We start from the raw sequence: 22558 nt of genomic DNA on the forward strand, positions 1-22558 counted from the left end.
GAGGACGACGACGTGTCATCGCCCCGACCCGAGTCCCAGCCCGCCCAGCAGCAGGAGGTCCCCGGCACGCTGGGGGCGATGGACCCCAAGCCCGACCACGGCGAGGAGAGCTACCGCGGCTCCGGCCGCCTGACCGGCAAGGCCGCGGTCATCACCGGCGGCGACAGCGGCATCGGCCGCGCGGTCGCCATCGCCTTCGCCCGCGAGGGCGCCGACGTCCTCATCTCCTACCTCAACGAGCACGAGGACGCCGAGGACACGAAGAAGTACGTCGAGGAGGCCGGCCGCACGTGCGTGCTGGTACCCGGTGACCTGGCCGACCGGGCGCACGCCAAGACGATCGTCCCGAAGGCGGTCGAGGCGTTCGGGAGGATCGACGTCCTGGTCAACAACGCCGCGTTCCAGATGAGCCACCCGACGCTGGAGGAGATCTCCGACGACGAGTGGGACCACACCGTCGCGCTGAACCTGTCGGCGATGTTCACCCTGTGCAAGGACGCCATCCCGCACATGCAGCCCGGCGCGTCGATCATCAACTCGTCGTCGGTGAACTCCGACAACCCGAGCCCGCACCTGATCGCGTACGCGATGACCAAGGCCGGCATCGCCAACTTCACCGCCTCGCTGGCGCAGATGTACGCGGAGAAGGGGATCCGGGCCAACAGCGTGGCCCCCGGCCCGATCTGGACGCCGCTGATCCCGGCGACCATGGACGAGGACAAGGTGGAGAGCTTCGGCCAGCAGGTGCCGATCGGCCGCCCCGGCCAGCCCGCCGAGCTCGCGCCGGTCTACGTGATGCTGGCCAGCGACGAGGCCTCCTACGTCTCCGGCGCCCGGGTGGCGGTCACCGGCGGCAAGCCGATCCTCTGAGGCTCCTCCGGGGGGCGGGGACGGCCGTCTCCGCCCCCCGGGTCAGCGGATGGCGGCGGCGATGGCGGCGATGTCGGAGGGCGTGACCCGGCAGCAGCCACCGACCAGCCGGGCGCCGGCGTCCACCCAGCCCGGCACGTCCCCGGTCGGCACGCCCGCGGCCCCGGTCCAGCGGCGGGCGACCGCGTCCCAGCCCTCGCCGCTGTTGGGGTAGGCGAGCAGCGGCGTGCCGGCCGCGGCGGCTGCCGCCAGGGACGGCCCGACGGCCGACGGCGCGGTGCAGTTGACCCCCACCGCGACGACCGCGTCCACGCCGGCCGCGAGCGCGAAGACCGCCGCGGCCCGCTCCCCGCGCCGGGTGCGGACGACGCCGTCGCCGTCCACCGTGGTGGTGAGCGACAGCCACACCGGCACGCCGAGCGCGTCGGCCTCGGCGACCAGGGCCTCCGCCTCGGCGGCCGCCGGCACCGTCTCGCAGGCGAGCACGTCGGCGCCGGCCTCGGCGAGCAGCGCCATCCGCGGGCGGTGGAAGGCACGCAGCTCGGCGACCGACACCTGCGCGCAGTAGGCGCCGGTGTACTCCGAGCCGTCGGCGAGCACCGCCCCGTACGGCCCGAGCGACCCCGCCACCCAGCTCTCCGGTGCTCCGCGGCGGGCCAGCCCGACGGAGGAGGCGATGAGCCGGCGGGCCTCGGCGGCGTCCACCCCGGCGGCGGCGAAGCCCTCGACCGAGGCCTGGTAGCTCGCCGTCGTCGCGACCCGGGCGCCGGCCGCGGCGAAGGCGGCGTGTGCGGCCACGACCGCGTCGGGGTCGTCGCGCAGCAGCCGGGCCGACCACAGCGCCGAGGACAGGTCGTGCCCCTGCGCCTCCAGCTGGGTGGCCAGCCCGCCGTCGAGCGCGACCGGCCCGGCGGCCAGGGCGTCGGCGAGGGGCAGCTCGGGCACGGATCCGATCCTGCCCCGCGTGCCGCGCCCCGGCCGGCACCACGAGCAGGGAAAACCCTGAGCCCATCGACGGGATCGCCCGGAACCGCTCGTCGCGGCGTCGTCCGACGCTCTCTCCGCGGGTCGGCGAGGTCGCCGGAGCGACGGCCCCGGGAGGAGCCCGGGGTCCGGACGCCCGGGACCACCTCGCACCCCGCCGTCGGGCCGGGCCCGACGCGCCCGCGTCGTCCGGACGCGGGCGGTCACGCAAGGGTGCCGGCTCCGGCGCCCCACAGGACCGAGGAGGAGCGCGATGAGCACGCTGAAGGTCGGGGAGGGACTGGCCGTCGACCAGGCACTGGCATCCCCCGGAGGGGAGTCGCGCCTGGTGCTGCGTCCCGACGGCAGACTGGTGGTCTACCGGGGTGGGTCGGTGCCCGCGGACGAGGTGTGGTCGACGCCGTCCCCGCCGCCCGAGCCGGCAGGGCGACCCGTCCGGGCGGCGCTGAACGGCAAGGGGGAGCTGGTGCTGCTCACCGAGGTGGGCCTGCCGGTGTGGTCCAGCCGGGTCCAGGACAACCCACCTGACCGGCCTGACGCCCATCTGGAGATCCAGGACGACGGGCGCCTGCTCATCCGGGAGGCCCCGGGCGGCGCCGAGCTGTGGTCCACCGCCCCGGACCCGTCGCAGACCGGCTCCGCAGTCGACTTCACCGATGTCGTCACGGCGGTGAAGGCCGGTGAGGTCGGCTGGGGCAAGCGGATGGTGACGCTGGCGACCCTGTACCGCAACGGCCTGCTGGTCGTGGACTCCACCACGATGAACGACAACTGGTTCGCCGGTCTCCGCGGGCGGACGCTGGTCGTCGTCGCGGACGCGGACGGGAAGGCGATCTGGGTGTCCTCCGTCTTCGCGGACGCCACCCGGTGCTCCATCCCGGACGTGTCGTGCGCCTCGTACGGCCGGATGACCCACACGGAGAAGTTCCCGGACCCGGTGGGTGAGCACGCCGCGCGGCTGGACGTCTACCACGCCGACGGAGCCAGCTTCGTCGACCTGCGTGACGCCCTGATCGACTTCATCAAGGCGGCGGCGGACGTGATCGCGGAGATCCAGGCCTTCTGGGGCCAGCTCCAGAAGAGCACCTGATCCCGGTAGTGCTCGGCCGGGGTGCTCCGGGACCCCCGGGGCACCCCGGCGGCTGCACCACTTCCACCGTTCCGGGGCGGCGCGCGATCATCGCGGCGGAGCCGGATGACCGCCAGTCGGCCCCGGCGACCGCGCGGCAGGGAACGGACGGCGTCATGACCTTCGGGCGTGCGGGGGAGGATCCCGGACGCGCCGCGCCTGCCGCGTCGGCCTCTCGCGCCGGCGAGGTCGCGCGTGCGGGGTGCGTGTCGGCCGTGGCGGTGTCCGTGGGCGCGGCTGCGATGCTGCGCGGCAGCGCCCTGTCGGTACTGGTCATGACCGCGTCGCTGGTGCTGGTCGCCACGGCGTTCCTGCTCCGGCACGAGGAGGAGCAGGCCCGGACGGGGGCGCTGCTCTACGTCGCGGCCGTCTCCCTGTCGCTCAGCGACAGCGCGTCGGCCTTCGGCGGCGCCGCCGACGCTGTCGCCGAGGTGACGGCGTGGTGGGCGCTGCCGCCACTGGCCGCGGTGCTGCTCACCTACCCCGGACGCCGGGTGGCTCGGCGGTGGCACGCCTGGCTGCTGGCCGCGGTCACCGGCGAGTTCCTCGTGGCCTGGACCGTCGCCCGGCTGCTGTGGCCCACGGACCTCCCCACGGGGGCCTGGGGGATCGTCGTGGACGGCATCCTGTTCCTCGCCGCTCCCGTCCTGCCCGCCCTGGCCTGCGTCGCCCTGGTGCAACGCTGGCGCGACGCGGGACCGCCCGAGCGACTGGCGGTGCGCTCCGTGGCCCTGGTCGGCCTCGCGCTCTGCGGCACCCTCGCGCTCCGGTTGGTCGCCTTCCCCGTGGCCGAGTGGGGTGGCGTCGTGGAGGTGCTCCACGGGACGGCCAGGGTGCTCAACCTGGTCTGTCTCGCGGTGGCACCGGCCGGGCTGCTGCTCGAGGCGCTGCGCCGCCGTGCCCGGCAGCGTGCCATGGTCGAGGACCTCCTGCGGGCGGGCAGTGATCCGGTGCGCATCCGGTCGTCCGTGGCCCACGCCCTGGACGACCCGTCGTTGCGGCTGGGCCTGGCCGGCGGCCCGGCGGGCCAGCGGTTCGTCGACGTGACCGACCCGGAGGCCACCGTGCCGGTGGACCACCCTCCTCCCGGCCGACTCGTGCACGTGCTGCCGGCGGCGGACGGGACCGCCATCGCGGCGGTGGAACTGGACGCGGTCGCCGCCGGCGATCCCGCACAGGTGCGCGTGGTCCTGGCCGGCGCGGCCCTGGCCCTGGAGAACGTCCGGCTGCAGACGTCGTTGTGGACCAGCCTCGAGGAGGTCCGCCGATCCCGCGCCCGGATCGTCGAGGCCGGGGTCCGCTCCCGGCAGCGTCTGGAACGCGATCTGCACGACGGCGCCCAGCAACAGCTGCTCGCCGTGGCTGCGACACTCGCCCGGGCGCAGCTCCTGCCGGCGCCCCACGACCGTGACCGGGCGCTGGCAGAGGCCAGGACCCAGCTGTCCACCGCACTGGGCGAGCTGCGACGGCTGGCCCGGGGCATCCACCCCGCTCTCCTGAGCGAGGGCGGCCTCGCCCACGCCCTCCCGTCACTGGCCGAGAGCTCGCCGGTCCCGGTGGACGTCGACGTCCCCGAGGTGCTCCGGTCGATCCGCCTGCCCGCACCCGTGGAGTCCACGCTCTGGTTCGTCGCGGCGGAGGCGGTCACCAACGCCGTCCGGCACAGCGCGGGCGGCCACGTCGACGTGCGGCTGCGGGTCACCGACGACGCGGTGCGGCTGAGCATCGAGGACGACGGCCGGGGCGGGGCGGAGCCGACGCAGGGCGGTGGGTTGGCCGGGCTGGCCGACCGGGTGGCCGCCCTCGGCGGTGACTTCCGGGTGGAGTCCCCGCCGGGCGCCGGGACCCGCGTGGAGGTGGTCGTGCCGTGCGGGTGGTGATCGCGGACGACTCGGGCATCTTCCGGCGAGGCCTGCGCCTGCTCCTCGAGGCGGTGGGCATCGAGGTGCCCGCTGACGTCGGGGACGTGCCGGGGCTCCTGCAGGCGACCGAGCGCCTCCGCCCGGACGCTTGCGTCGTCGACGTCCGGATGCCCCCCTCCTACTCCGACGAGGGGGTCCGTGCCGCCGAGGAGATCCGCCGTCGCTGGCCCCGGGTCGGGGCCCTCCTGCTCTCCACCTACGCCGACGTCGCGTGTGCCGAGAGGCTGCTGCACTGCAGCGCCGGAGGCGTGGGCTACCTGCTCAAGGACCGCGTGGACGACGTCTCCGAGCTCGTCGCCGCCCTGCGCCGGACAGCGACCGGACGGACGGCACTGGACTCGGAGATCGTCGCGACCCTGATCCGCCGCAACCAGACGGCCGGCCAGCTCTCGTCGCTGACCGCGAGAGAACGGGAGGTGCTGCAGCTGATGGCACAGGGACTGTCCAACGCAGGCATCGGACGGGCCCTGTTCGTCTCCGGCAAGACGGTGGAGACCTACGTCGCGGCCGTGTTCAGCAAGCTGGGCCTGACCGGCTCCGGCGCCGACAGCGACCAGAACCGACGCGTGCTCGCGGTACTCGCCTACCTCGGGCACCCGACCTGAGGACCCGGGGCACCCGGTCCCCGGTCTGCGGGACGCGGCCGCCGCCCGCAAGATCGGATGATGGTCTTCATCTGGAGCAGTGGCTGGGGTCCGCGACGGCGCCCGCGGCGCGGGTACCGCGGCATGGGCCCGGGGTACGGCCCCGGATACGGGCGCGGGTACGGCCCCCGGTACGGGCGCGGCTACGGCCCGCCGCCGCCCGGGTACGGGCGGGGGTACCGCGGCGGCAACGACTCCTGCCTGCGTGACCTGCTGTTCCTCAACACCGGCTGCTGCCTGGCCAACGCCGTCGGCTGCGGCATCGACGGGCTGTTCCTGGTGCCCACGACCGTCCGGCACGTGCACGCGGCCGGCACCGGACGGCGGGGCACCCGCATCCGGGACCGGCTGGTCGCCGCCGTCCGCGTCTACCAGCGGGAGATCAGCCCGAGGCGCCCGCCGTCCTGCCGGTTCGAGCCGACCTGCTCGGCCTACGCCGTCGAGGCGCTGGAGCAGCACGGCGCCGGCCGCGGCTCGTGGCTGGCCGTGCGCCGGCTGCTGCGCTGCCGCCCCGGGGTGCCCGGCGGGCAGGACCCGGTGCCGGCCGCCGCCTGAGCGGCGGATCAGGGACGCCGGCGACCTGCCCGCCCGGGAACCGAGGGGAGCCCAGGGGAGGGCGCCGACGACGGCGGCGGCCCCGGTCAGCACGACGGTGCTGCGCCCACCGGTCCCGGTCCGGGGGCGCGGTCGCCTGCCGGCGCGCCGGTCACGCCGGGGCAGCCCGGCACCCGCCGGGGCCGTGCGGCCCGGGCGGGCGGTGAGTTGGGCCAGACTGGGCGCGTGCCGATGCTCGACGACGCCGCCGGAGACCTCCCGGTCACCGGCTCCCTCGTCGTGCCCGCGGCCGCGCTGGGCTGGCGGTTCTCCCGCTCGTCGGGCCCCGGCGGGCAGGGGGTCAACACGGCCGACTCGCGGGTGGAGCTCTCGGTCGCCCCGCTGGAGCTGCCCGGGCTGAGCGGGACCCAGCGGCAGCGGCTGGCCGCGCGGCTGGGCGCCCGCCTGGTGGACGGCGTCCTCACCGTGGTCGCGAGCGAACACCGCCAGCAGCTGCGCAACCGGCAGGCCGCCCGCGAACGGCTCGCGGCCGTGCTGCGCGCCGCGCTGGCCCCACCACCGCCGGCCCGGCGGCGCACCAAGCCGACCCGGGGCTCCCAGGAGCGGCGGATCCAGGCCAAGAAGCAGCGCGGCGAGCTCAAGAAGCAGCGCCGCTCCTGGGACTAGGGTCGGTCCGCTCCAGCGCCGCCCGCCGTCGCTGCAGGAACGCCCGTTCGGCGGCGTTGCCGGTCAGCGCGACGGCCTCGGCGTAGGCGGCGGCCGCCTCGGCCGTCCGCCCCAGCCGCCGGAGCAGATCGGCGCGGACGGCCGGCAGCAGGTGGGAGTGCGGCAGGTCCAGCGCCTCGACCTCGGCCAGGCCCGCCGCCGGCCCCGCCACCTCGGCCACCGCCACGGCCCGGTTCAGCGCCACCACCGGCGAGGGCGCCATCGCCAGCAACCGGTCGTACAGGGCCAGCACCTGTCGCCAGTCGGTGTCCGGCGCGGTGGCCGCGTCGCTGTGCACCGCCTGGATCGCCGCCTGCAGCTGGTACGGGCCGGGGGCGTTCCGGCGCAGGCACTGCCGCACCAGCGCCTGCCCCTCGGCGACCATCGCGGCGTCCCACAGCCGGCGGTCCTGCTCGGGCAGCGGCACGAGGTCGCCGTCCGGCGTGGTCCGTGCCGCGCGACGGGACTCGACGAGCAGCACCAGTGCCAGCAGGCCGAGCACCTCCGGCTCGCCGGGCACCAGCTCGGCGAGCTCCCGGGCCAGGCGGACGGCCTCCGCCGACAGGTCGGGCCGCGTCAGGTGGTCCCCGGAGGTCGCGGTGTGCCCCTCGGTGGCGATCAGCGCGACCACGGCCAGGACACCGCGCAGCCGCTCGGGGAGGTCGGCCTCGGCCGGCACCCGGTAGGGGATCCGGGCGTCGCGGATCTTCCGCTTGGCCCGCACCAGGCGCTGGGCCATCGTCGCCTCGGGCACCAGGAACGCACGGGCGATCTCGGCCGTGGTCAGCCCGCCGACCAGCCGCAGCGTCAGCGCCACCCGGGCGGCGGGGGCCAGGGCCGGGTGGCAGCAGGTGAAGAGCATGCGCAGCCGGTCGTCGCGCACGGCGCCCTCCTCGGGCGGTGGGCCGGGGTCGTGGAGCAGGGCCGCGGCGCGGTGCCGGTCGTCCCGCGTGGCCTCGCGGCGGAGCCGGTCGACGGCCCGGTTGCGGGCGGTGGTGACGATCCACCCGGCGGGGCTGGGCGGCACCCCCTCGGCCGGCCAGCGCGCGACCGCGGTGGTGAAGGCGTCCTGCACCGCCTCCTCGGCGGCGTCGATGTCCCCGAGGAGGCGGGTCAGGACGGCGACCGCGCGGCCGTAGGACTCGCGGAAGACCCGCTCGACCTGCGCGGTGGACGGATCGGTCACCGCGTCGGTCAGCAGCTCGGCGCGCCCTGCAGCGGTCGCACCTCGATCGGCAGGGTGACCGCCCGGGCGAGCCTGCGGCCCCACTCGAGCGCGGCGTCCAGGTCCGGCGCCTCGACGACGGTGAACCCGCCGACGTGCTCCTTGGCCTCCACGTAGGGGCCGTCGGTCAGCAGCACCTCCTCGCCCTCGGCCCGGAGCACCGTCGCGGTCTCCGGCGGGTGCAGGCCACCGGCGAAGACCCAGGCGCCCGCCTCCCGCATCTCGCGGTTGACCGTGTCGAGGTCGCGCATGATCGGCTCCAGCACCTCGGGCGGGGGCACCTCGCCGTCGGGCTGGTAGATCGTGAGCAGGTACTGCGCCATCGTCGTCCTCCTCGGTCGGCGGCCGGCCCCTCGCCGTCCGCTCACCCCCTGTACGAACGGGCGCGGCCCGGATCGACAGCCGAGGAGATCAGTCGCGCGGCCGGCGCACCAGCAGCCACAGCGGCAGCTCGTCGTCCGCGGTGTGCATCGCCCGGTCCACCTCGAATCCGGAGCCGCGCAGGAACCGGGCGGCGGCCCACGTGTAGACCGCCGTCGCGGCCAGCAGCCCGTCGGCGTCGCAGCGGTCCAGCACGGGGCGCAGCAGGGCGGTGGCCATGCCCTGGCGCCGGCTGCTGGGCCGGGTGCCCAGGTGGGCCAGCCACCAGTGCGGCTGTGCCGGTCGGGCGGCGTCCACCAGTGCCCGGGTGCGGGCGACGCGGCCGGCGTGCGGGCCGGCCAGGTAGGGCAGCTCGCGGGCCAGTGCGGCGGAGACGTCGGCCGGCAGCGGTGTGGTGCCGGGCGCGCCGGGCGGGGCCTCCCAGGTGGCCACCGCGGTGACGTCCTCGGTGACCCAGCCGGTGCCGGTGGCCACCGCGCGGTGGCCGGCGTCGAGCTCGTGCAGCCGGGTCAGCCGCTGCATCCGCCCGTCCTCGGGCAGCGCCCAGCGGGTCCACCGCGAGTCGGCCAGCGCCACGGTCAGCGTCGCGGCGATCCGGGGGACGTCGCGCTGCTCGGCGGGCCGCACCGACGGGGCCCCGATCCGGACGGTGGGCTCACTCACCCGCCCATCCCACCACCCCGCGGTGCGGGCCCCGCCGGTCGGGCACCGGGCCGCGACCGGCGGGGCACGCGGTCACTCCAGCGCGCCCTTGACGGCCTTGGCGAGGTCGGCCAGCAGCGGCTGGAAACCCTCGCTGCACGCCTCGGTGAGCCAGAAGATGCCGTGGATCTGGCCGTCGTAGCGCTTGAGCGTGGCCGGGACGCCGGCGTCCTCCAGCAGCTTGGCGTAGCGGATGCCGTCGTCGCGCAGCGGGTCGAACTCGGCGACGGCGATGAACGCCGGCGGCAGCCCGGAGTGGTCGTCGGCCAGGGCGGGGGAGGCGTAGGGCTCCTTGGCCTGGGCCTCGTCGATGAAGTAGTGGTCGCGGAACCAGCGCATGGAGCTCGCCGTCAGCAGGTAGCCCTCGGCGTTCTGCCGGTAGGAGTCGGTCTCGAAGCTGTTGAGGTCGGTGGCCGGGTAGATCAGCGCCTGGAAGGCGATCTCCGGGCCGCCCCGGTCGCGCGCCATGAGGGCGACCGCCGCGGCCAGGTTCCCGCCCGCGCTGTCGCCGGCCACCACGATCCCCGCCGGTTCCGCGACCAGCTCGGCCTGGTGCTCGGCCACCCACTGGGTGACCGCGTAGCAGTCCTCCGGTGCGGCGGGGTAGGCCGACTCGGGCGCCAGCCGGTACTGGGCCGAGACCACGACGCAGCCGGCTGCGTCGGCCAGCGCCCGGCAGGGCGCGTCGGCGATCTCGATGTTGCCGATCACCCAGCCGCCGCCGTGGAAGTAGACGAGCACGCCGCGCGGTGCGCCGTTCGGCGTGTAGATGCGGATCGGCAGCGCACCGGCCGGCCCGGGGACCGTGCGGTCGCGGACGGAGGCCATCTGCACCAGCGGGCCCTGGAGTGCCTTGAACGTGCCCGCGACCTCGCGGGCCTGGGACACCGACAGCTCGGCGAAGTCCGGCGCGCCCTGCGCGTCCATCGCGGCGAGCAGTCCAGCGGTCTGTGGGTGCAGCGGCACGGTTCCTCCTGCGGTCTGCGGATGACGACGCCGGGGCCATCCGGCGTCGGGGCCTCGTAACCTAGGTCACACCCGGAACCGGCCGGAAGATCTGGGCGCACAACCGCCCCGGGACGGCGGTGAGGCGCCCGGAACGCAGGCTTGACGTCGATGCCGCGATCGGGAAACCGGCGCCGACGACGCTCGGTGCCGTGACCGCCACCGCCCTCCCCGGAGCCCTGGCCGGGGTCGGCCCGCGCACCCGCGCCACCGCCACCCACTGCCCGTACTGCTCCCTGCAGTGCGGCATCACCATGACCGCCGGCGACCGCCCGGCCACCCTCCAGCCCGCCGACTTCCCGACCAACCGGGGCGGGTTGTGCTCCAAGGGCTGGTCGGCGACCGAGCTGCTCGACCACCCGGAGCGGCTGACCCGCCCACTGGTGCGGGCCGTGCCCGGCGACCGCACCAGCCCGCTGGTCGAGTCGACGTGGGACGACGCCCTGGACCGGCTGGTCGCGGCCGTCGAGCGCACGCAGGCGGTGCACGGCCGCGACGCCGTCGGCTGCTTCGGCGGGGGCGGGCTGACCAACGAGCAGGCCTACCAGTTCGGCAAGTTCGCCCGGGTCGCGCTGCGCACCTCACGGATCGACTACAACGGCCGCTTCTGCATGTCCTCGGCGGCGGGGGCGGCCAACCACGCCTTCGGCCTCGACCGCGGCATGCCGTTCCCGCTGAGCGACCTCGCCGCCGCCGACGTCGTCGTCCTCGTCGGCGCCAACCCGGCCGACACGATGCCGCCGGCCGTGCAGTACCTCGACGAGGGCCGCGCCCGCGGTGCCCAGCACGTCGTCGTCGACCCCCGCCGCACCGCCACCGCCCGCAACGCGGCCCTGCACCTGCAGCCGCTGCCCGGCACCGACCTGGCGCTGGCCAACGGGCTGCTGCACGTCGCGATCGCCGAGGGCCTGGTCGACGCCGACTACATCGCGGCCCGCACCACGGGCTTCGAGCAGGTCCGGGAGGGGGTCGCGGCCTACTGGCCGGACCGGGTGGAGCGGCTGACCGGGGTCCCCGTCGCCGACCAGCGGCGCACCGTCCTCGCCCTGGCCCGCGCCGAGCGGGCGATCGTCCTCACCGCCCGTGGCGCCGAGCAGCACCGCAGCGGCACCGACACCGCACAGGCGTGGATCAACCTGGCGCTGGCCCTCGGCCTGCCCGGCCGGGAGGGCAGCGGCTGGGCGACCGTCACCGGCCAGGGCAACGGGCAGGGCGGCCGCGAGCACGGCCAGAAGGCCGACCAGCTGCCCGGCTACCGGAAGATCACCGACCCCGCCGCCCGGGACCACGTCGCCGCGGTGTGGGGCGTCGACCCGCACGACATCCCCGGGCCCGGCCCGGGCGCCGTCGAGCTGCTCGACGCGCTCGGCACCGACGACGGCGTCCGGACCCTGCTCGTGCTCGCCTCCAACGTGGCCGTCTCCGCGCCCGACGCCCGGCGGGTCGTGAGCCGGCTGGGCGACCTGGACTTCCTCGCCGTCAGCGACTTCTTCCTCTCCGAGACCGCCGAGCTCGCCGACGTCGTCCTGCCCAGCGCCATGTGGGCCGAGGAGGACGGCACGATGACCAACGTCGAGGGGCGGGTGATCCGCCGCCGGCGGGCGCTGGACCCGCCCGACGGGGTCCGCGACGACCTCCAGCTGCTCGCCGAGCTGGCCGCGCGGCTCGGCGTCGGGCACCTGTTCAGCGGCGACCCCGAGACGGTGTTCGAGGAGCTGCGCCGGGCCAGCGCCGGGGGACCGGCCGACTACGCGGGCATCAGCTACCGGCGCATCGACGAGGAGCAGGGCGTCTTCTGGCCCTGCCCGGCACCGGCGGACGGCGGGCGGCCGCACCCCGGCACCCCGCGGCTGTTCACCGAGCGCTTCGCCACCCCCGACGGCCGCGCCCGGTTCCGGCGGGTCGAGCACGTCGAGGCCCGCGAGCGGCCCGACGCCGAGTACCCGTACGTGCTCACCACCGGCCGGGTGCTCGCGCAGTACCAGTCGGGCACCCAGACCCGCCGCACCCGCAGCCTGCAGCTCATCGCGCCCCTCCCACGCGCCCAGCTGCACCCCGATCTCGCCCGCACCCTCGGCATCGGCCCCGACGACGTCGTCGAGCTCGCCACCCGCCGTGGCCGCGCCCGCTTCTCGGCGCACGTGACCGACGACATCCGGCCCGACGTCGTCTTCGCGCCCTTCCACTGGGGCGGCGCCTCGGCGGCCAACGCACTCACCGACGCCGACGCCGTCGACCCCACCAGCGGGATGCCCGCCTTCAAGGTCTGCGCGGTCGCCGTGACCCGCGTCGACCGCCCCGGCGAGCGGCTGCCCGCTCCCGACCCCGCCACCCAGCCCGGACCCCGGCCTCACCGACTGCCCTCGACCCCCGAGCCACGGACCCCGTCCAGGAGGAGGACCCCCCGCGTGAAGAGCACCCCACGCTTCCTGCAAGGCGTCTACCCGATCACCGGGGAGGGCCTGGACAAGCCCGGCCCGGTCGACCCCGCGCTGCGCTACGCCGTGCCGAGCGGGGCCAGCGCCCAGGCGCTGTACTTCCGCGGCGGCAACTCCACCGACCACCTGGTCTACGCGCTGCTCCTGCGCGACGGCGTCCCGATGCGCTGGTTCCCCATCGGGGCGAAGGGCGACGTGCACGTGCCGCTGCGGGTGGTCGAGGACCTGCCCGGCGGGACCCTGGTGGAGCTGCACGCGGCCGCGCCGATCGGCGTCACCGGCGAGCTCGTCGTCGACCTCGGGCTGGTGGAGGTCTGATGGCCGCCGTCCTCGGAGGCCGGCCGGGAGGGCTGACCACGCTCCGGCTCGACGACCCCGACCAGCGCCCCTCGCTGGTGGTGGTGGGCAACGGCATGGCCGGCGCCCGGTTCGTCGAGGAGGTGCTCGAGCGCGGCGGCGGGGACCAGTTCCGGATCACCGTCCTCGGCGAGGAGCCGCACGGCAACTACAACCGGATCATGCTCTCGCCGGTGCTGGCCGGGGAGTCGCGCGAGGACGACATCGTCCTCAACAGCCACGACTGGTACGCCGACAACGGCGTCACCCTGCGCGCCGGCGTCCGGGTGGAGCGCATCGACACCGCGGCCAAGGCGGTGCACGCCTCCGACGGCACCGTCACCGCCTACGACCACCTGGTGCTGGCCACCGGGAGCAGCTCGTTCATCCCGCCCATGGCCGGGGTCCGCACGGACGACGGCTCGCTGCTGCCCGGCGTGTACGGCTTCCGGACCATCGACGAGACCCGCGCGATGCTCGACGCGGTCGGCCGCTGCCGGCGCGCGGTGGTCATGGGCGGCGGGCTGCTCGGGCTGGAGGCGGCGCGCGCCCTGCAGGGCCACGGGCTGCACGTCGAGCTGGTGCACGCCATGCCGTGGCTGATGAACGCCCAGCTGTCCCGGGAGGCCGGGGCGGTCCTCGAGCGCAGCGTGGAGTCCCTGGGCATCGCCGTGCACCTCGACGTGCTGGCCACCGAGGTCCTCGGCGAGGGGCACGTGGAGGGCGTGCTGCTCAAGGACGGTCGCCGGCTGGACTGCGACCTGCTCGTCGTCGCCGCCGGTGTCCGGCCCAACACCGACCTCGCGGTCCGCTCGGGGCTGGAGGTCCAGCGCGGCATCGTCGTCGACGACCAGCTGCGCACCGAGGATCCCGACGTGTACGCCATCGGGGAGTGCGCCCAGCACCGCGGCGAGGTGTACGGCCTGGTCGCGCCGGCGTGGGAGCACGCGAAGGTGCTCGCCGACGTCCTGACCGGCAGCGACCCGGACGCGGAGTACCACGGCAGCCGGACGGCGACCAAGCTCAAGGTGGCCGGCGTCGACGTCGCCACCATGGGGATCAGCACCCCGGAGCGGGACGAGGACGAGCTCCTGGTGATCTCCGAGCCCAGGCGCGGGGTGCACCTGTCGGTGGTCATCCGCGACGACAAGCTGGTCGGGGCCACGCTGCTCGGTGACACCCGCAAGGTCGCCTTCCTCACCCAGGCCTTCGACCGCGGCGCGCCGCTGCCGGAGGAGCGGATCCGGCTGCTGGTCGACCTCTCCGACGGCGCCGAGGAGGTCGGCGTCGCCGAGATGCCGGGTGACTCCCAGGTGTGCAACTGCAACGGCGTCACCAAGCAGGCGATCTGCGACGTCGTCGCCGACGGGTGCACCGCGCTCGGCGGGATCATGGACCGCACCCGCGCCGGCAAGGGCTGCGGGTCGTGCAGGTCCCTGGTCAAGCAGGTCGTGGAGTGGGCCGCCGACGGCGACCTGGCCGAGGACGTCTCGGCCTCCTGGTACGTCCCCGGCATCCCCATGGGCAAGCCCGAGCTGGTGGCGGCGATCCGCGAGCAGGACCTGCGCAGCGTCTCCGCCGTCTTCGCCGCGCTGGCACCCGGCGGCAAGGAGGACGCGAAGTCGAAGATGGGCCTGACCTCGCTGCTCAAGATGCTCTGGGGCGCGGACTTCGTCCCGGAGAAGGACGGCGAGTTCATCAACGACCGGGTGCACGCCAACATCCAGCGCGACGGCACCTTCTCCGTCGTCCCGCAGATGAAGGGCGGGGTGACCACCCCGGCCCAGCTGCGCCGGATCGCCGACGTCGCCGAGAAGTACGAGGTGCCGATGGTGAAGGTGACCGGAGGCCAGCGGATCGACCTGCTCGGCGTCCGCAAGGAGGACCTGCCGGCGATGTGGGCCGACCTGGGCATGCCCAGCGGCTACGCGTACGGCAAGAGCTTCCGCACCGTGAAGACCTGCGTGGGCAGCGACTTCTGCCGCTTCGGGCTGGGCGACTCCACCCAGCTCGGCATCGACCTGGAGACGCGGTTCCAGGGCATCGAGGGCCCCGCGAAGATGAAGCTCGCCGTCGTCGGGTGCCCGCGCAACTGCGCCGAGGCCTACGTGAAGGACCTCGGCGTCGTCGCCGTCGGCAACGGCAGGTGGGAGGTGTACGTCGGCGGCGCCGCCGGGGCCAGCGTCCGCAAGGGCGACCTGCTGGCCACCGTCGACTCCCCGGAGGCCGTGCTCACCCTCGCCGGCCGGTTCCTGCAGTACTACCGCGAGAACGCCAACTGGCTGGAGCGCACCTACGACTTCGTGCCGCGCGTCGGCCTGGAGCGGCTCAAGGCGGTGCTGCTGGAGGACAGCGAGGGCATCGTCGCCGACCTGGACGCCGCCATGCAGCGGTCGGTCGACGCCTACCGTGACCCGTGGGGGCAGGACGGCGGCGAACCGGCCACGCCCGGCCAGTTCCGGCCCGCCCTCCCGCTCGTCGCGCTGCCGAAGGTGCCCGTCCGATGAGTGCGCCCCACCTGGAGGCGGCCCGGCCGACCACACCCGGCACCGACACGGGCAGCCCGGCCACCGCGGTTCCCGGCCCCGCCCCCGCCGCGGCGGTCCGGGGCGTCGCGTACACCGTGGGGCGGGTGACCGACGTCCCGCTCGGCGAGGGGCGGGCGTTCGTCGCCGGCGACGTGCAGGTCGCGGTCTTCCGCCTGCGCGACGGCTCCCTGCACGCCACCCAGGCGGCCTGCCCGCACGCCGGCGGCCCCCTGGCCGACGGGCAGACCGACGTCGACGTGCTCGTCTGCCCGCTGCACCTGTACGCCTACCGGTGGTCCGACGGCGCCGCGACGTCCGGGGCGGCGCCGGTCCGGGTGTACCCGGTCCACGACGCCGACGGCGACCTGGTCGTGGAGGTCTGAGAGGCACTCGTCAGGGGGGCGGCACGGTCACCTCGGCGCGCACCGGGCCGCCGCACTCCTCGTCACCGCCCACCCGACGCCAGTCCAGGTCCGCCTCGACCTGTGCCTCCGGACCGGCCGGGCCCACGACGGTGACGACGACGGAGCCGGGCAGCCCCAGGGGGTACAGCCGCGCGACGGGCCCCTCCAGCGGGGCGGTGAGCTCCCCGGCCGGCTCACCGCCGCTCGCCGGCAGCCCGCAGGGGGAGTCGCACGCGACGTGCACCGACCGGCTCTCGCCGGTCGGCCAGTCCGCCGCCAGCGACACCACCAGGGTGCGTCCCCAGTCGATCGCCGGGCAGGCCCGGCCGACCCCGGGGTCGCAGGCGGTGGTCAGCAGGACGACGGCGACCGCGGCCGGTCGGGCGAGCCCCGCGACGGCCGGCCGTGCGGCCGCAGCCCGGGTACGCGCGGGCCGGGTGGTCACGGCGCCGGCTCGACGGTCACCTCAGCCCTCCAGCTCCGCGACGCCGAGCAGGCGCACCCGGTCGACGGTCCGGCCCTCGGCGTCCCGGGTCCGGACCTCCGCCACGCGCTCGGGAGCGGACGTGACCGCGATCCCGCCGACCAGGGCGACCTCGCCGAGCGGTTGCCCGCCGGTGGCGAGCAGGGCAGCGGTGACCGCCCGCTCCGGACCGACCACCACGAGGGTGCCGGGGCCCGCGGGGACCCCGTCGGCCGTCGGCAGGTGACAGCGGACGGCGACCGTGGCCTCGGGCAGAGAGGTGCTGCCGGGCAGCACCGCCGAGCCGCAGACCGTCCCGCCCCGGGAGCCGTCGGCGAACGCGACACCGGCGAGCGCGGAGACGTACACCGCGCCCGACGGCAGGGTGGCGGTCAGCAGCGTCACCCGTCCGGTCCGGCCGTCGGCGGCGGACACGTCCCCGGCCCAGAGGACCCCGAACCGCACCTCGGCGGCCGGCAGGCCCGTGCGGGAGAGGACGTCGGCCACCTCGGCGTCGACCAGCTCGTCGGCGGGCGCGGAGGGCGGGGGCTCGCGCAACCACCCCGGCTCCACCTCCGGTGCGGTGCGGGCCGGGTCCGCGTACCCGTCCGGGCTCCGCACCACCGTCTGCCCGGCGCGGGTGACGCGGTAGCGCAGCGCCTGGTCGACCGTGGCGTCCCGCCGCCCGACGTCCAGCACCGCCACCCCGCCGGGAGCCGCGACGGCCGTCCACGAGCGGGACGCCGTCCCGTCCGCGGCGATCTCCGGACGCAGGGAGACCTCGATCGCGTCGCCCGGTGCGGCGACCACCACGAGCGCTCCGGTCGCCGTGTCCGACAGCGCCGCCGGCGACCACGGATCGGTCCCGTAGGGCGCGCTCTGCAGCTCCATCTGCGCAGGGGTGGCGCCGGGCGGGCCGACGAACCAGGCGATCGCCACGTCGCCGGGCGGGCCCAGGTCGGTCTGCAGCTCGGGGGCCTCGACCGCCGGGACGACGGCGTTCCTGCCCGCCACCAGCGCCCACCGCCCGCCGGGCACGTCCCCGGCGAAGACGACGTGCCGCTCGGCCGGCGGCGGGTCCGGGACGCCGGCGCCGTCGCCGCTGGTCCACGGCAGCTGCCGGACGCCGTCGACGAAGGCGGCGTCGCCGGCCAGTGAGCCGCGCGTCGGTGCCGCGTAGACGTCGGCCGTCGCCACCGTGGCCGGGGTGTCCGTGCCGATGGCCGGCTCGCCGGCCCCGGTCGCCGGCGTGGCGGTCGGCGCCGGACCCGGCCCGCGCAGCAGTCCGGGGACCACCACGACGACCCCCGCGACGACGACCGCCACCGCCGCCAGGGCCGCGTGCCGGCGACGTCGCGCCCGGTGCCGGCCGGCGATCGTCCCGGCCAGGTCGGCGCGCGGCGGGGGTGCGGTCGCGTCGGCCAGCCGGTGCAGGCCCTCGCGCAGCCCGGGCTCCTCGCCGCTCACCGCTCCTCCTGCCGGGCCGGGGTCAAGGGGGTCAGCGCGGTGCGCAGCCGGGCCAGTCCGCGGGCGGTCTGGGTGTTCACCGTGCTGGGGGAGGAGCCCATGAGCTCGGCGGCCTGCTGCTCGGAGAGGTCCTCGAAGTAGCGCAGCACCACCGCCGTCCGCATGCGGACCGGCAGCTCGCGCAGCGCGCCGCGCAACTCCTCGTCGGGGTCGGCCGCCGCGGGTCCGGCGCGGTCGGGCACCGCCTCGACCACCTGCTCGGTGGTCGAGAGCCGGCGCCGCCAGCTGGTGTGCGCGTTGACCAGCACCCGGCGCACGTACGCCGACGGCGGCCCGGAGCGGGCGACCCGGGGCCAGTGCCGGTAGGTCTTCAGCAGCGCCGTCTGCACGAGGTCCTCCGCATGTCCGCGGTCACCGGTCAGGAGCACGGCCAGGCGCAACAGGGCGGCCTGCTCCCGGGACACGAACTCCGCGAACCCGCGGCCGTCCTCGTCGCGCACGCCCACCCCCTCCGACCGTCCTGCCCCTTCCACGCGCCCACCCTCGCCGCAGACCCACACCCGCGCGTCACGGTCGCGTCACGACCGCAGGGACGGCGACCACGGGCGGCCCTCGTCGCCGGCCGGGAGGGGTCACCGCCGGGGCCGGGCCCGGACGTGCATGCGCTCGCCCTGCGGCCCGAACAGCGTGAGCACCTCGGCCGGCTCCGGGAACGGGTTGCCGAACGCGTGGGGCACCCGGGTGTCGAACTCCACCACCTCACCGGCGGAGAGCACGAAGTCGCGCGCGCCGAGGAGCAGCCGCAGGCGGCCGGACAGCACGTAGAGCCACTCGTAACCCTCGTGCGTCTTCTGCTCCATGTCCCGGGAACGCGAGCGCGGGGGGAACGTCTGCTTGTAGGCCTGCAGCCCCCCGCTCTGGCGGGTCAGCGGCACCATCGTCACGCCCTCGTGCACGAACGGGCTCTGGTGCACGCGCGGGTCACCCGTCGGCGGTGCGTCCACCAGGTCGTCGAGCGCCACCTGGTAGGCCCGGGCCAGGGGGAGCAGCAGCTCCAGCGTCGGCCGGCGCTGCCCGGACTCCAGCCGGGACAGCGTGCTGACCGACACCCCGGTCGTGGCCGACACCGCCGCCAGCGTCAGGTCGCGGTCGGTCCGCAGCGCGCGCAGCCGCGGGCCGACCGACTCCAGGACGTCGTCGACCGCGGGCTCGTCCGTCTTTGCCATACCGGCAACGGTACTTGTCGTACTGGCGAGGAGGCGGGGACCGTGTCGGCATGACTCCGACAACGTGGAAGACGCAGGTCGACGTCGTGGTGGTCGGTGGCGGAGCCGCCGGCCTGGCCGGGGCCGTGGCCCTGCTGCGCGCGCGCCGCACCGTCCTGGTGGTGGACGCAGGGCAGCCGCGCAACGCGCCGGCCGAGGGCGTGCACAACTACCTGACCCGGGAGGACACCCCGCCCACCGAGCTCCTCGCCGCCGGCCGGGCGGAGGTCGAGGCCTACGGCGGCACGGTGGTGCCCCGTGCGGCCACCGCGATCGAGCGGCGGGACGGCGGCTTCCGCGTCCTCCTGGACGACGGCACCGCGGTCGCAGGCCGCCGGGTGCTCGTGGCCACCGGTCTGGTCGACGAGCTGCCCGACGTCCCCGGTGTCGCGCAGCTGTGGGGGAGCGACGTGCTGCACTGCCCCTACTGCCACGGCTGGGAGGTGCGCGACCAGGCGCTGGGCGTGCTGGGCGACGGGCCGATGGCCGTGCACCAGGCGTTGATGTGGCGGCAGTGGAGCGACGACGTCGTCCTCTTCCTGCACCGGGCGCCGGAACCCACGGCAGACGAGCGTGAGCAGCTGGCCGCCCGCGGGGTGCGCGTCGTCGAGGGCGAGGTCAGCGCGCTCGACCGGACCGGGGGACGGATGGCCGGCGTGCGGCTCGCCTCCGGTGAGGTGGTCCCGCGGACGGCGCTCGTCGTGGCACCGCGGTTCACCGCGCGGGCCGACCTGCTCGCGCCGCTCGGGCTGGTCGCGGAGCCGCTGGAGGTGGACGGCCACGTCGTCGGCAGCCGCATCCCGGCGGGCCCGACGGGTGCCACCGCCGTGCCCGGCCTGTGGGTGGCGGGCAACGTCGCCGACCTGCACGCGAAGGTGGTCTCCTCCGCCGCCAGCGGGGTCGACGCCGGAGCCGCGGTCAACGCCGACCTGATCGCCGAGGACGTCCGCCTCGCCGTCGCCGCCCGCCGGGGCGTGGCGGCATGAGGGCGGTCGACCGCGGGTCCTACGACGAGCTCTACCGGTCGGTCCCGGCGGTGTGGAGCGGCCGCCCGAACCGGCAGCTCGTCGTCGAGGGGAGCGTCCTACCGCCCGGCACGGCCCTGGACGCCGGGTGCGGTGAGGGGGCCGATGCCCTGTGGCTGGCGGAGCGGGGCTGGCGCGTGACCGCGGTGGACTTCTCCGCCGTCGCGCTGGAGCGCGCGGCCGCACACGCCCGTGCCCGCGGGCTCGACGACCGCATCACGTGGCTGCACGCCGACCTGGACGCGTGGACGCCGGCGGCGGGCGGCGCCGACCTCGTGACGGCGCACTACCTGCACTCGCGCGGAGCCGACCGCCCGGCGCTGTTCGCGCGGCTCGCCGGGGCGGTCGCGCCGGGCGGGACCCTGCTCGTCGTCGGTCACCTGCTCGGCGGGGACCACCCCCGTGGAGGGCACCACCACGAGCACCCGGGCACCCCCGGTCACGACCCGGACCTGCTGTACACCGCGGAGGAGGTCGCGGCGGTCCTCGACCCCGCGCAGTGGCGGGACGTCGTCGCCGAGACCCGGGACCGTGACCCGGCGGCGGTCGCGCGGACGGGCAACCCGGCGCCGGACACCGTGCTCGTGGCGCGCCGCCGGTGAGGCGCGTGGTGGCCCGGGTCCGACCGACGGGCGGGCGGTGAGGCGCGCGGTGGTCCGGGGCCGACCGACGGGCGGGCGCGGTCACCCCGCGGGGCGGGCCTCCAGCACGTGGACCCCGGCCGCGGTGGGGACGTCGGACGCGAGGCGCAGGTCCGCCTCCTCCAGCAGGGCCGCGTACTCGGCGGCGCTGCGCTCCCGGCCGTGCAGCAGGACCAGCATGTGCAGGTCCATCCGCACCGCCGCCGGGTCCTCCACGGCGCGCCGGGGGAGCACCGCCTCCACCACGAGCAGGACGGAGTCCGGCCGCATCGCCGCACGGCAGCTCCGCAGCACCCGCACCGCGTCGCCGTCGTCCCAGTCGTGCAGGACCCGGGACAGCAGGTAGGCGTCGGCGCCCCCGGGCACCGCGGTGAAGAAGTCGCCGCCGACCGCGGGCAGGTCCGAGCCGGCCACGACGCCGGGCTGGTCGAACAGGACGACGTCGGCCGACGGCACGCGCCCGAGGACCGCGCGCAGCAGCGTCCCGCTGCCGCCCCCGACGTCGACCACGGAGGTGAAGCGGGTCATGTCGTAGGCGGCGACCACCGCGCCCGCCTCGCGCGCGGAGCGGTCGGCCATCGAGGCCCGGAAGGCGGCCTGCCGTTCCGGCGCCGCGGCGAGGTGGTCGAAGAACGGCCGGCCGTGCACGACGTCGAAGGGGGTGTCGCCCGTGCGGACCGCCTCGAGCAGTCCGGCCGCCGCCCGGTAGTAGAGCTCGCCGCGCGCGGCCACGGCGCCGCGCATCGACCCGGGTGCCCCCGCCCGCAGCAGCTCGCCCGTCGCCGCGAGGGCGAACCGGCCGTCGGGCAGCTCGTCGAGGACCTCCTCGGCGGCCAGTCCCCGCAGCACCCGGCGCAGGGGTCCCGGCACGGCGCCCAGCTCGGCGGTGAGGTCGTCGGCGCTGCGCGGCCCGCCGGCCAGCGCGTCCGGGAGGCCCAGGGCGATCGCCACGTGCAGCAGCTGGGTGACCAGGTAGCCGTCGGCCAGCCGGGCCAGCCGGTCGGCTGCGGAGCCGGGCACGGCGACCATGCTGGCATGGCAGCCGGGCGCCCGACAACGAGCGTCGAGGCCCCCTAGGGCTGCAGCTCGGCGAGGGCGGCGGCGACCTCGTCGTCCCGGATGAAGCCCAGGGCCAGGAGCCGGTGTGCGAGCACGCCGCGCCGGGTGAGCCGCAGGTCGGCCGGGCGCAGCCGGGGGAGGGCCGCGCCGCCGGGGCGGGGCTGGGCCGGCGGCGGGTCGAGCAGGCCGGCGCGCTGGAGGTCGGCGACGTCCTCGCGGGCGCCCCAGGCGCTCCACGCCCGGGGATCGTCGACCAGGGGGGTCATCGGCAGCGGCACTCGATCCCGGCGGCCGACCCCGGCCAGCAGCGCCAGCTGCCGCCAGGACAGTCCGGCGGCCACCCGTAGCGCCCGGTCGACCAGCGCGGCGTCCAGGTCCGGGGAGGCGGCCACCTCGGCCAGCAGGTAGCCGAGGTGGCGCACCCGCCGCTCCTCGACCGACACGCGGGCGGCGGTGACGACGGCCTCGGTCAGCTCGTCGGCGGCCGACCGGCCACCGGAGCGCGGGGTGAAGAAGCCGTCGCCCCGCAGCGGGCGCCCGGTGCGGGCCAGGGACGCGGCGTGCTCCACGGCGAAGGCGAGGACGGCGCCGGCCCGGGCGCGCTCGCGGGGCAGCGGCAGCGCGGTGGCCTCCTCGGCCGCCGTCCGCAGACAGCGGGCCAGCGGCTCGTCCAGGCGCACGGCCGGGGCCGGATCGCCGCCGGGGAACACCACCGCGGCGGCGGCCCGGCTCATCGAACCGGCGACCACGGCGCCGGCCTCGAGCAGCGCGCGGCCGGTGGCGGGGGAGTCCTCGGTGGCGGTCACGCGG

Annotated in this window: 22 protein-coding genes; 11 read left to right on the forward strand and 11 right to left on the reverse strand. The window is 76.4% G+C overall.

The window, feature by feature from the left end:
• The first annotated feature begins 12 nt into the window (after positions 1-12).
• Positions 13-870, forward strand: a complete 858-nt coding sequence (locus tag ACI78V_RS19295; RefSeq protein ID WP_456853670.1) for an SDR family oxidoreductase — start codon at positions 13-15, stop codon at positions 868-870.
• A 42-nt stretch (positions 871-912) separates the two neighbouring features.
• On the opposite strand, the gene mmuM is transcribed toward ACI78V_RS19295, so the two are convergent.
• Positions 913-1815, reverse strand: a complete 903-nt coding sequence (gene mmuM / locus ACI78V_RS19300) for a homocysteine S-methyltransferase (protein WP_456853672.1) — start codon at positions 1813-1815, stop codon at positions 913-915.
• 292 nt (positions 1816-2107) lie between these two features.
• Here mmuM and ACI78V_RS19305 point away from each other — a divergent pair, with 292 nt between their 5' ends.
• The 5 genes from ACI78V_RS19305 to arfB all read left to right on the forward strand — a co-directional run bounded on the left by ACI78V_RS19305 (position 2108) and on the right by arfB (position 6770).
• On the forward strand, positions 2108-2944 hold the full coding sequence (locus tag ACI78V_RS19305) for a hypothetical protein (protein WP_456853674.1): 837 nt from the start codon (positions 2108-2110) through the stop codon (positions 2942-2944).
• Between the two features lie 254 nt (positions 2945-3198).
• Entirely contained in the window at positions 3199-4863 is a 1665-nt protein-coding gene (locus tag ACI78V_RS19310) for a sensor histidine kinase (RefSeq protein WP_456853676.1), read from the forward strand.
• The gene (locus ACI78V_RS19315) at positions 4851-5510 is read left to right on the forward strand and encodes a response regulator transcription factor (RefSeq protein ID WP_456853678.1); all 660 of its coding nucleotides are present in this window, start codon (positions 4851-4853) and stop codon (positions 5508-5510) included. The genes ACI78V_RS19310 and ACI78V_RS19315 overlap by 13 nt, the downstream gene beginning before the upstream one ends.
• A gap of 60 nt (positions 5511-5570) precedes the next feature.
• Positions 5571-6104 carry a membrane protein insertion efficiency factor YidD gene (yidD, locus tag ACI78V_RS19320; RefSeq protein WP_456853680.1) on the forward strand — a complete coding sequence of 178 codons (534 nt, stop codon included), beginning with the start codon at positions 5571-5573 and terminating at the stop codon, positions 6102-6104.
• Positions 6105-6335: 231 nt separating this feature from the next.
• Positions 6336-6770, forward strand: coding sequence for an alternative ribosome rescue aminoacyl-tRNA hydrolase ArfB (gene arfB / locus ACI78V_RS19325; protein ID WP_456853725.1), 435 nt, complete (start codon positions 6336-6338; stop codon positions 6768-6770).
• On the opposite strand, the gene ACI78V_RS19330 is transcribed toward arfB, so the two are convergent.
• From ACI78V_RS19330 to ACI78V_RS19345, 4 genes are all read right to left on the reverse strand, one after another.
• Positions 6742-7995, reverse strand: coding sequence for an RNA polymerase sigma factor (locus ACI78V_RS19330; protein WP_456853682.1), 1254 nt, complete (start codon positions 7993-7995; stop codon positions 6742-6744). The two genes, arfB and ACI78V_RS19330, sit on opposite strands and share 29 nt — an antisense overlap.
• Before the next feature lie 8 nt (positions 7996-8003).
• Positions 8004-8357: a YciI family protein gene (locus ACI78V_RS19335; protein ID WP_456853684.1), complete on the reverse strand. Its 354-nt coding sequence runs from the start codon at positions 8355-8357 to the stop codon at positions 8004-8006.
• An 88-nt stretch (positions 8358-8445) separates the two neighbouring features.
• On the reverse strand, positions 8446-9078 hold the full coding sequence (locus ACI78V_RS19340; RefSeq protein WP_456853686.1) for a GNAT family N-acetyltransferase: 633 nt from the start codon (positions 9076-9078) through the stop codon (positions 8446-8448).
• Positions 9079-9150: 72 nt separating this feature from the next.
• Positions 9151-10083 carry an alpha/beta hydrolase gene (locus tag ACI78V_RS19345; RefSeq protein ID WP_456853688.1) on the reverse strand — a complete coding sequence of 311 codons (933 nt, stop codon included), beginning with the start codon at positions 10081-10083 and terminating at the stop codon, positions 9151-9153.
• A 191-nt stretch (positions 10084-10274) separates the two neighbouring features.
• Between ACI78V_RS19345 and ACI78V_RS19350 the strand changes: the two genes are divergently transcribed.
• The 3 genes from ACI78V_RS19350 to ACI78V_RS19360 are packed head-to-tail and all read left to right on the forward strand — an operon-like array spanning position 10275 to position 15807.
• Positions 10275-12878: a molybdopterin oxidoreductase family protein gene (locus tag ACI78V_RS19350; RefSeq protein ID WP_456853690.1), complete on the forward strand. Its 2604-nt coding sequence runs from the start codon at positions 10275-10277 to the stop codon at positions 12876-12878.
• On the forward strand, positions 12878-15403 hold the full coding sequence (gene nirB / locus ACI78V_RS19355; protein ID WP_456853692.1) for a nitrite reductase large subunit NirB: 2526 nt from the start codon (positions 12878-12880) through the stop codon (positions 15401-15403). The genes ACI78V_RS19350 and nirB overlap by 1 nt, the downstream gene beginning before the upstream one ends.
• On the forward strand, positions 15400-15807 hold the full coding sequence (locus ACI78V_RS19360) for a Rieske (2Fe-2S) protein (RefSeq protein WP_456853694.1): 408 nt from the start codon (positions 15400-15402) through the stop codon (positions 15805-15807). The genes nirB and ACI78V_RS19360 overlap by 4 nt, the downstream gene beginning before the upstream one ends.
• A 10-nt stretch (positions 15808-15817) precedes the next feature.
• Here the strand turns inward: ACI78V_RS19360 and ACI78V_RS19365 are convergent, their stop codons facing one another.
• The 4 genes from ACI78V_RS19365 to ACI78V_RS19380 all read right to left on the reverse strand — a co-directional run bounded on the left by ACI78V_RS19365 (position 15818) and on the right by ACI78V_RS19380 (position 18984).
• Positions 15818-16273 carry a hypothetical protein gene (locus ACI78V_RS19365; protein ID WP_456853696.1) on the reverse strand — a complete coding sequence of 152 codons (456 nt, stop codon included), beginning with the start codon at positions 16271-16273 and terminating at the stop codon, positions 15818-15820.
• A 21-nt stretch (positions 16274-16294) separates the two neighbouring features.
• Positions 16295-17758 carry a hypothetical protein gene (locus ACI78V_RS19370; RefSeq protein ID WP_456853698.1) on the reverse strand — a complete coding sequence of 488 codons (1464 nt, stop codon included), beginning with the start codon at positions 17756-17758 and terminating at the stop codon, positions 16295-16297.
• Positions 17755-18258: a SigE family RNA polymerase sigma factor gene (locus ACI78V_RS19375; RefSeq protein WP_456853700.1), complete on the reverse strand. Its 504-nt coding sequence runs from the start codon at positions 18256-18258 to the stop codon at positions 17755-17757. The genes ACI78V_RS19370 and ACI78V_RS19375 overlap by 4 nt, the downstream gene beginning before the upstream one ends.
• Before the next feature lie 132 nt (positions 18259-18390).
• Complete coding sequence (locus ACI78V_RS19380) at positions 18391-18984, reverse strand: helix-turn-helix domain-containing protein (RefSeq protein ID WP_456853702.1); 594 nt, start codon at positions 18982-18984, stop codon at positions 18391-18393.
• Between the two features lie 50 nt (positions 18985-19034).
• On the opposite strand from ACI78V_RS19380, the gene ACI78V_RS19385 reads away from it, so the two are divergent.
• Both ACI78V_RS19385 and ACI78V_RS19390 read left to right on the forward strand, forming a co-directional pair.
• Complete coding sequence (locus tag ACI78V_RS19385) at positions 19035-20009, forward strand: NAD(P)/FAD-dependent oxidoreductase (RefSeq protein WP_456853704.1); 975 nt, start codon at positions 19035-19037, stop codon at positions 20007-20009.
• Positions 20006-20650 (forward strand): class I SAM-dependent methyltransferase, encoded by a 645-nt coding sequence (locus tag ACI78V_RS19390; protein ID WP_456853706.1) that lies wholly within the window; start codon positions 20006-20008, stop codon positions 20648-20650. Before ACI78V_RS19385 ends, ACI78V_RS19390 begins: the two co-directional genes overlap by 4 nt.
• 81 nt (positions 20651-20731) lie before the next feature.
• Here the strand turns inward: ACI78V_RS19390 and ACI78V_RS19395 are convergent, their stop codons facing one another.
• A complete protein-coding gene (locus ACI78V_RS19395) occupies positions 20732-21709 on the reverse strand; it encodes a methyltransferase (protein WP_456853708.1) in 978 nt (325 codons plus the stop codon).
• Positions 21710-21762: 53 nt separating this feature from the next.
• Entirely contained in the window at positions 21763-22554 is a 792-nt protein-coding gene (locus ACI78V_RS19400; RefSeq protein WP_456853710.1) for a hypothetical protein, read from the reverse strand.
• Positions 22555-22558: the final 4 nt, after the last annotated feature.

It is taken from the genome of Geodermatophilus sp. SYSU D00742 (assembly GCF_054049935.1).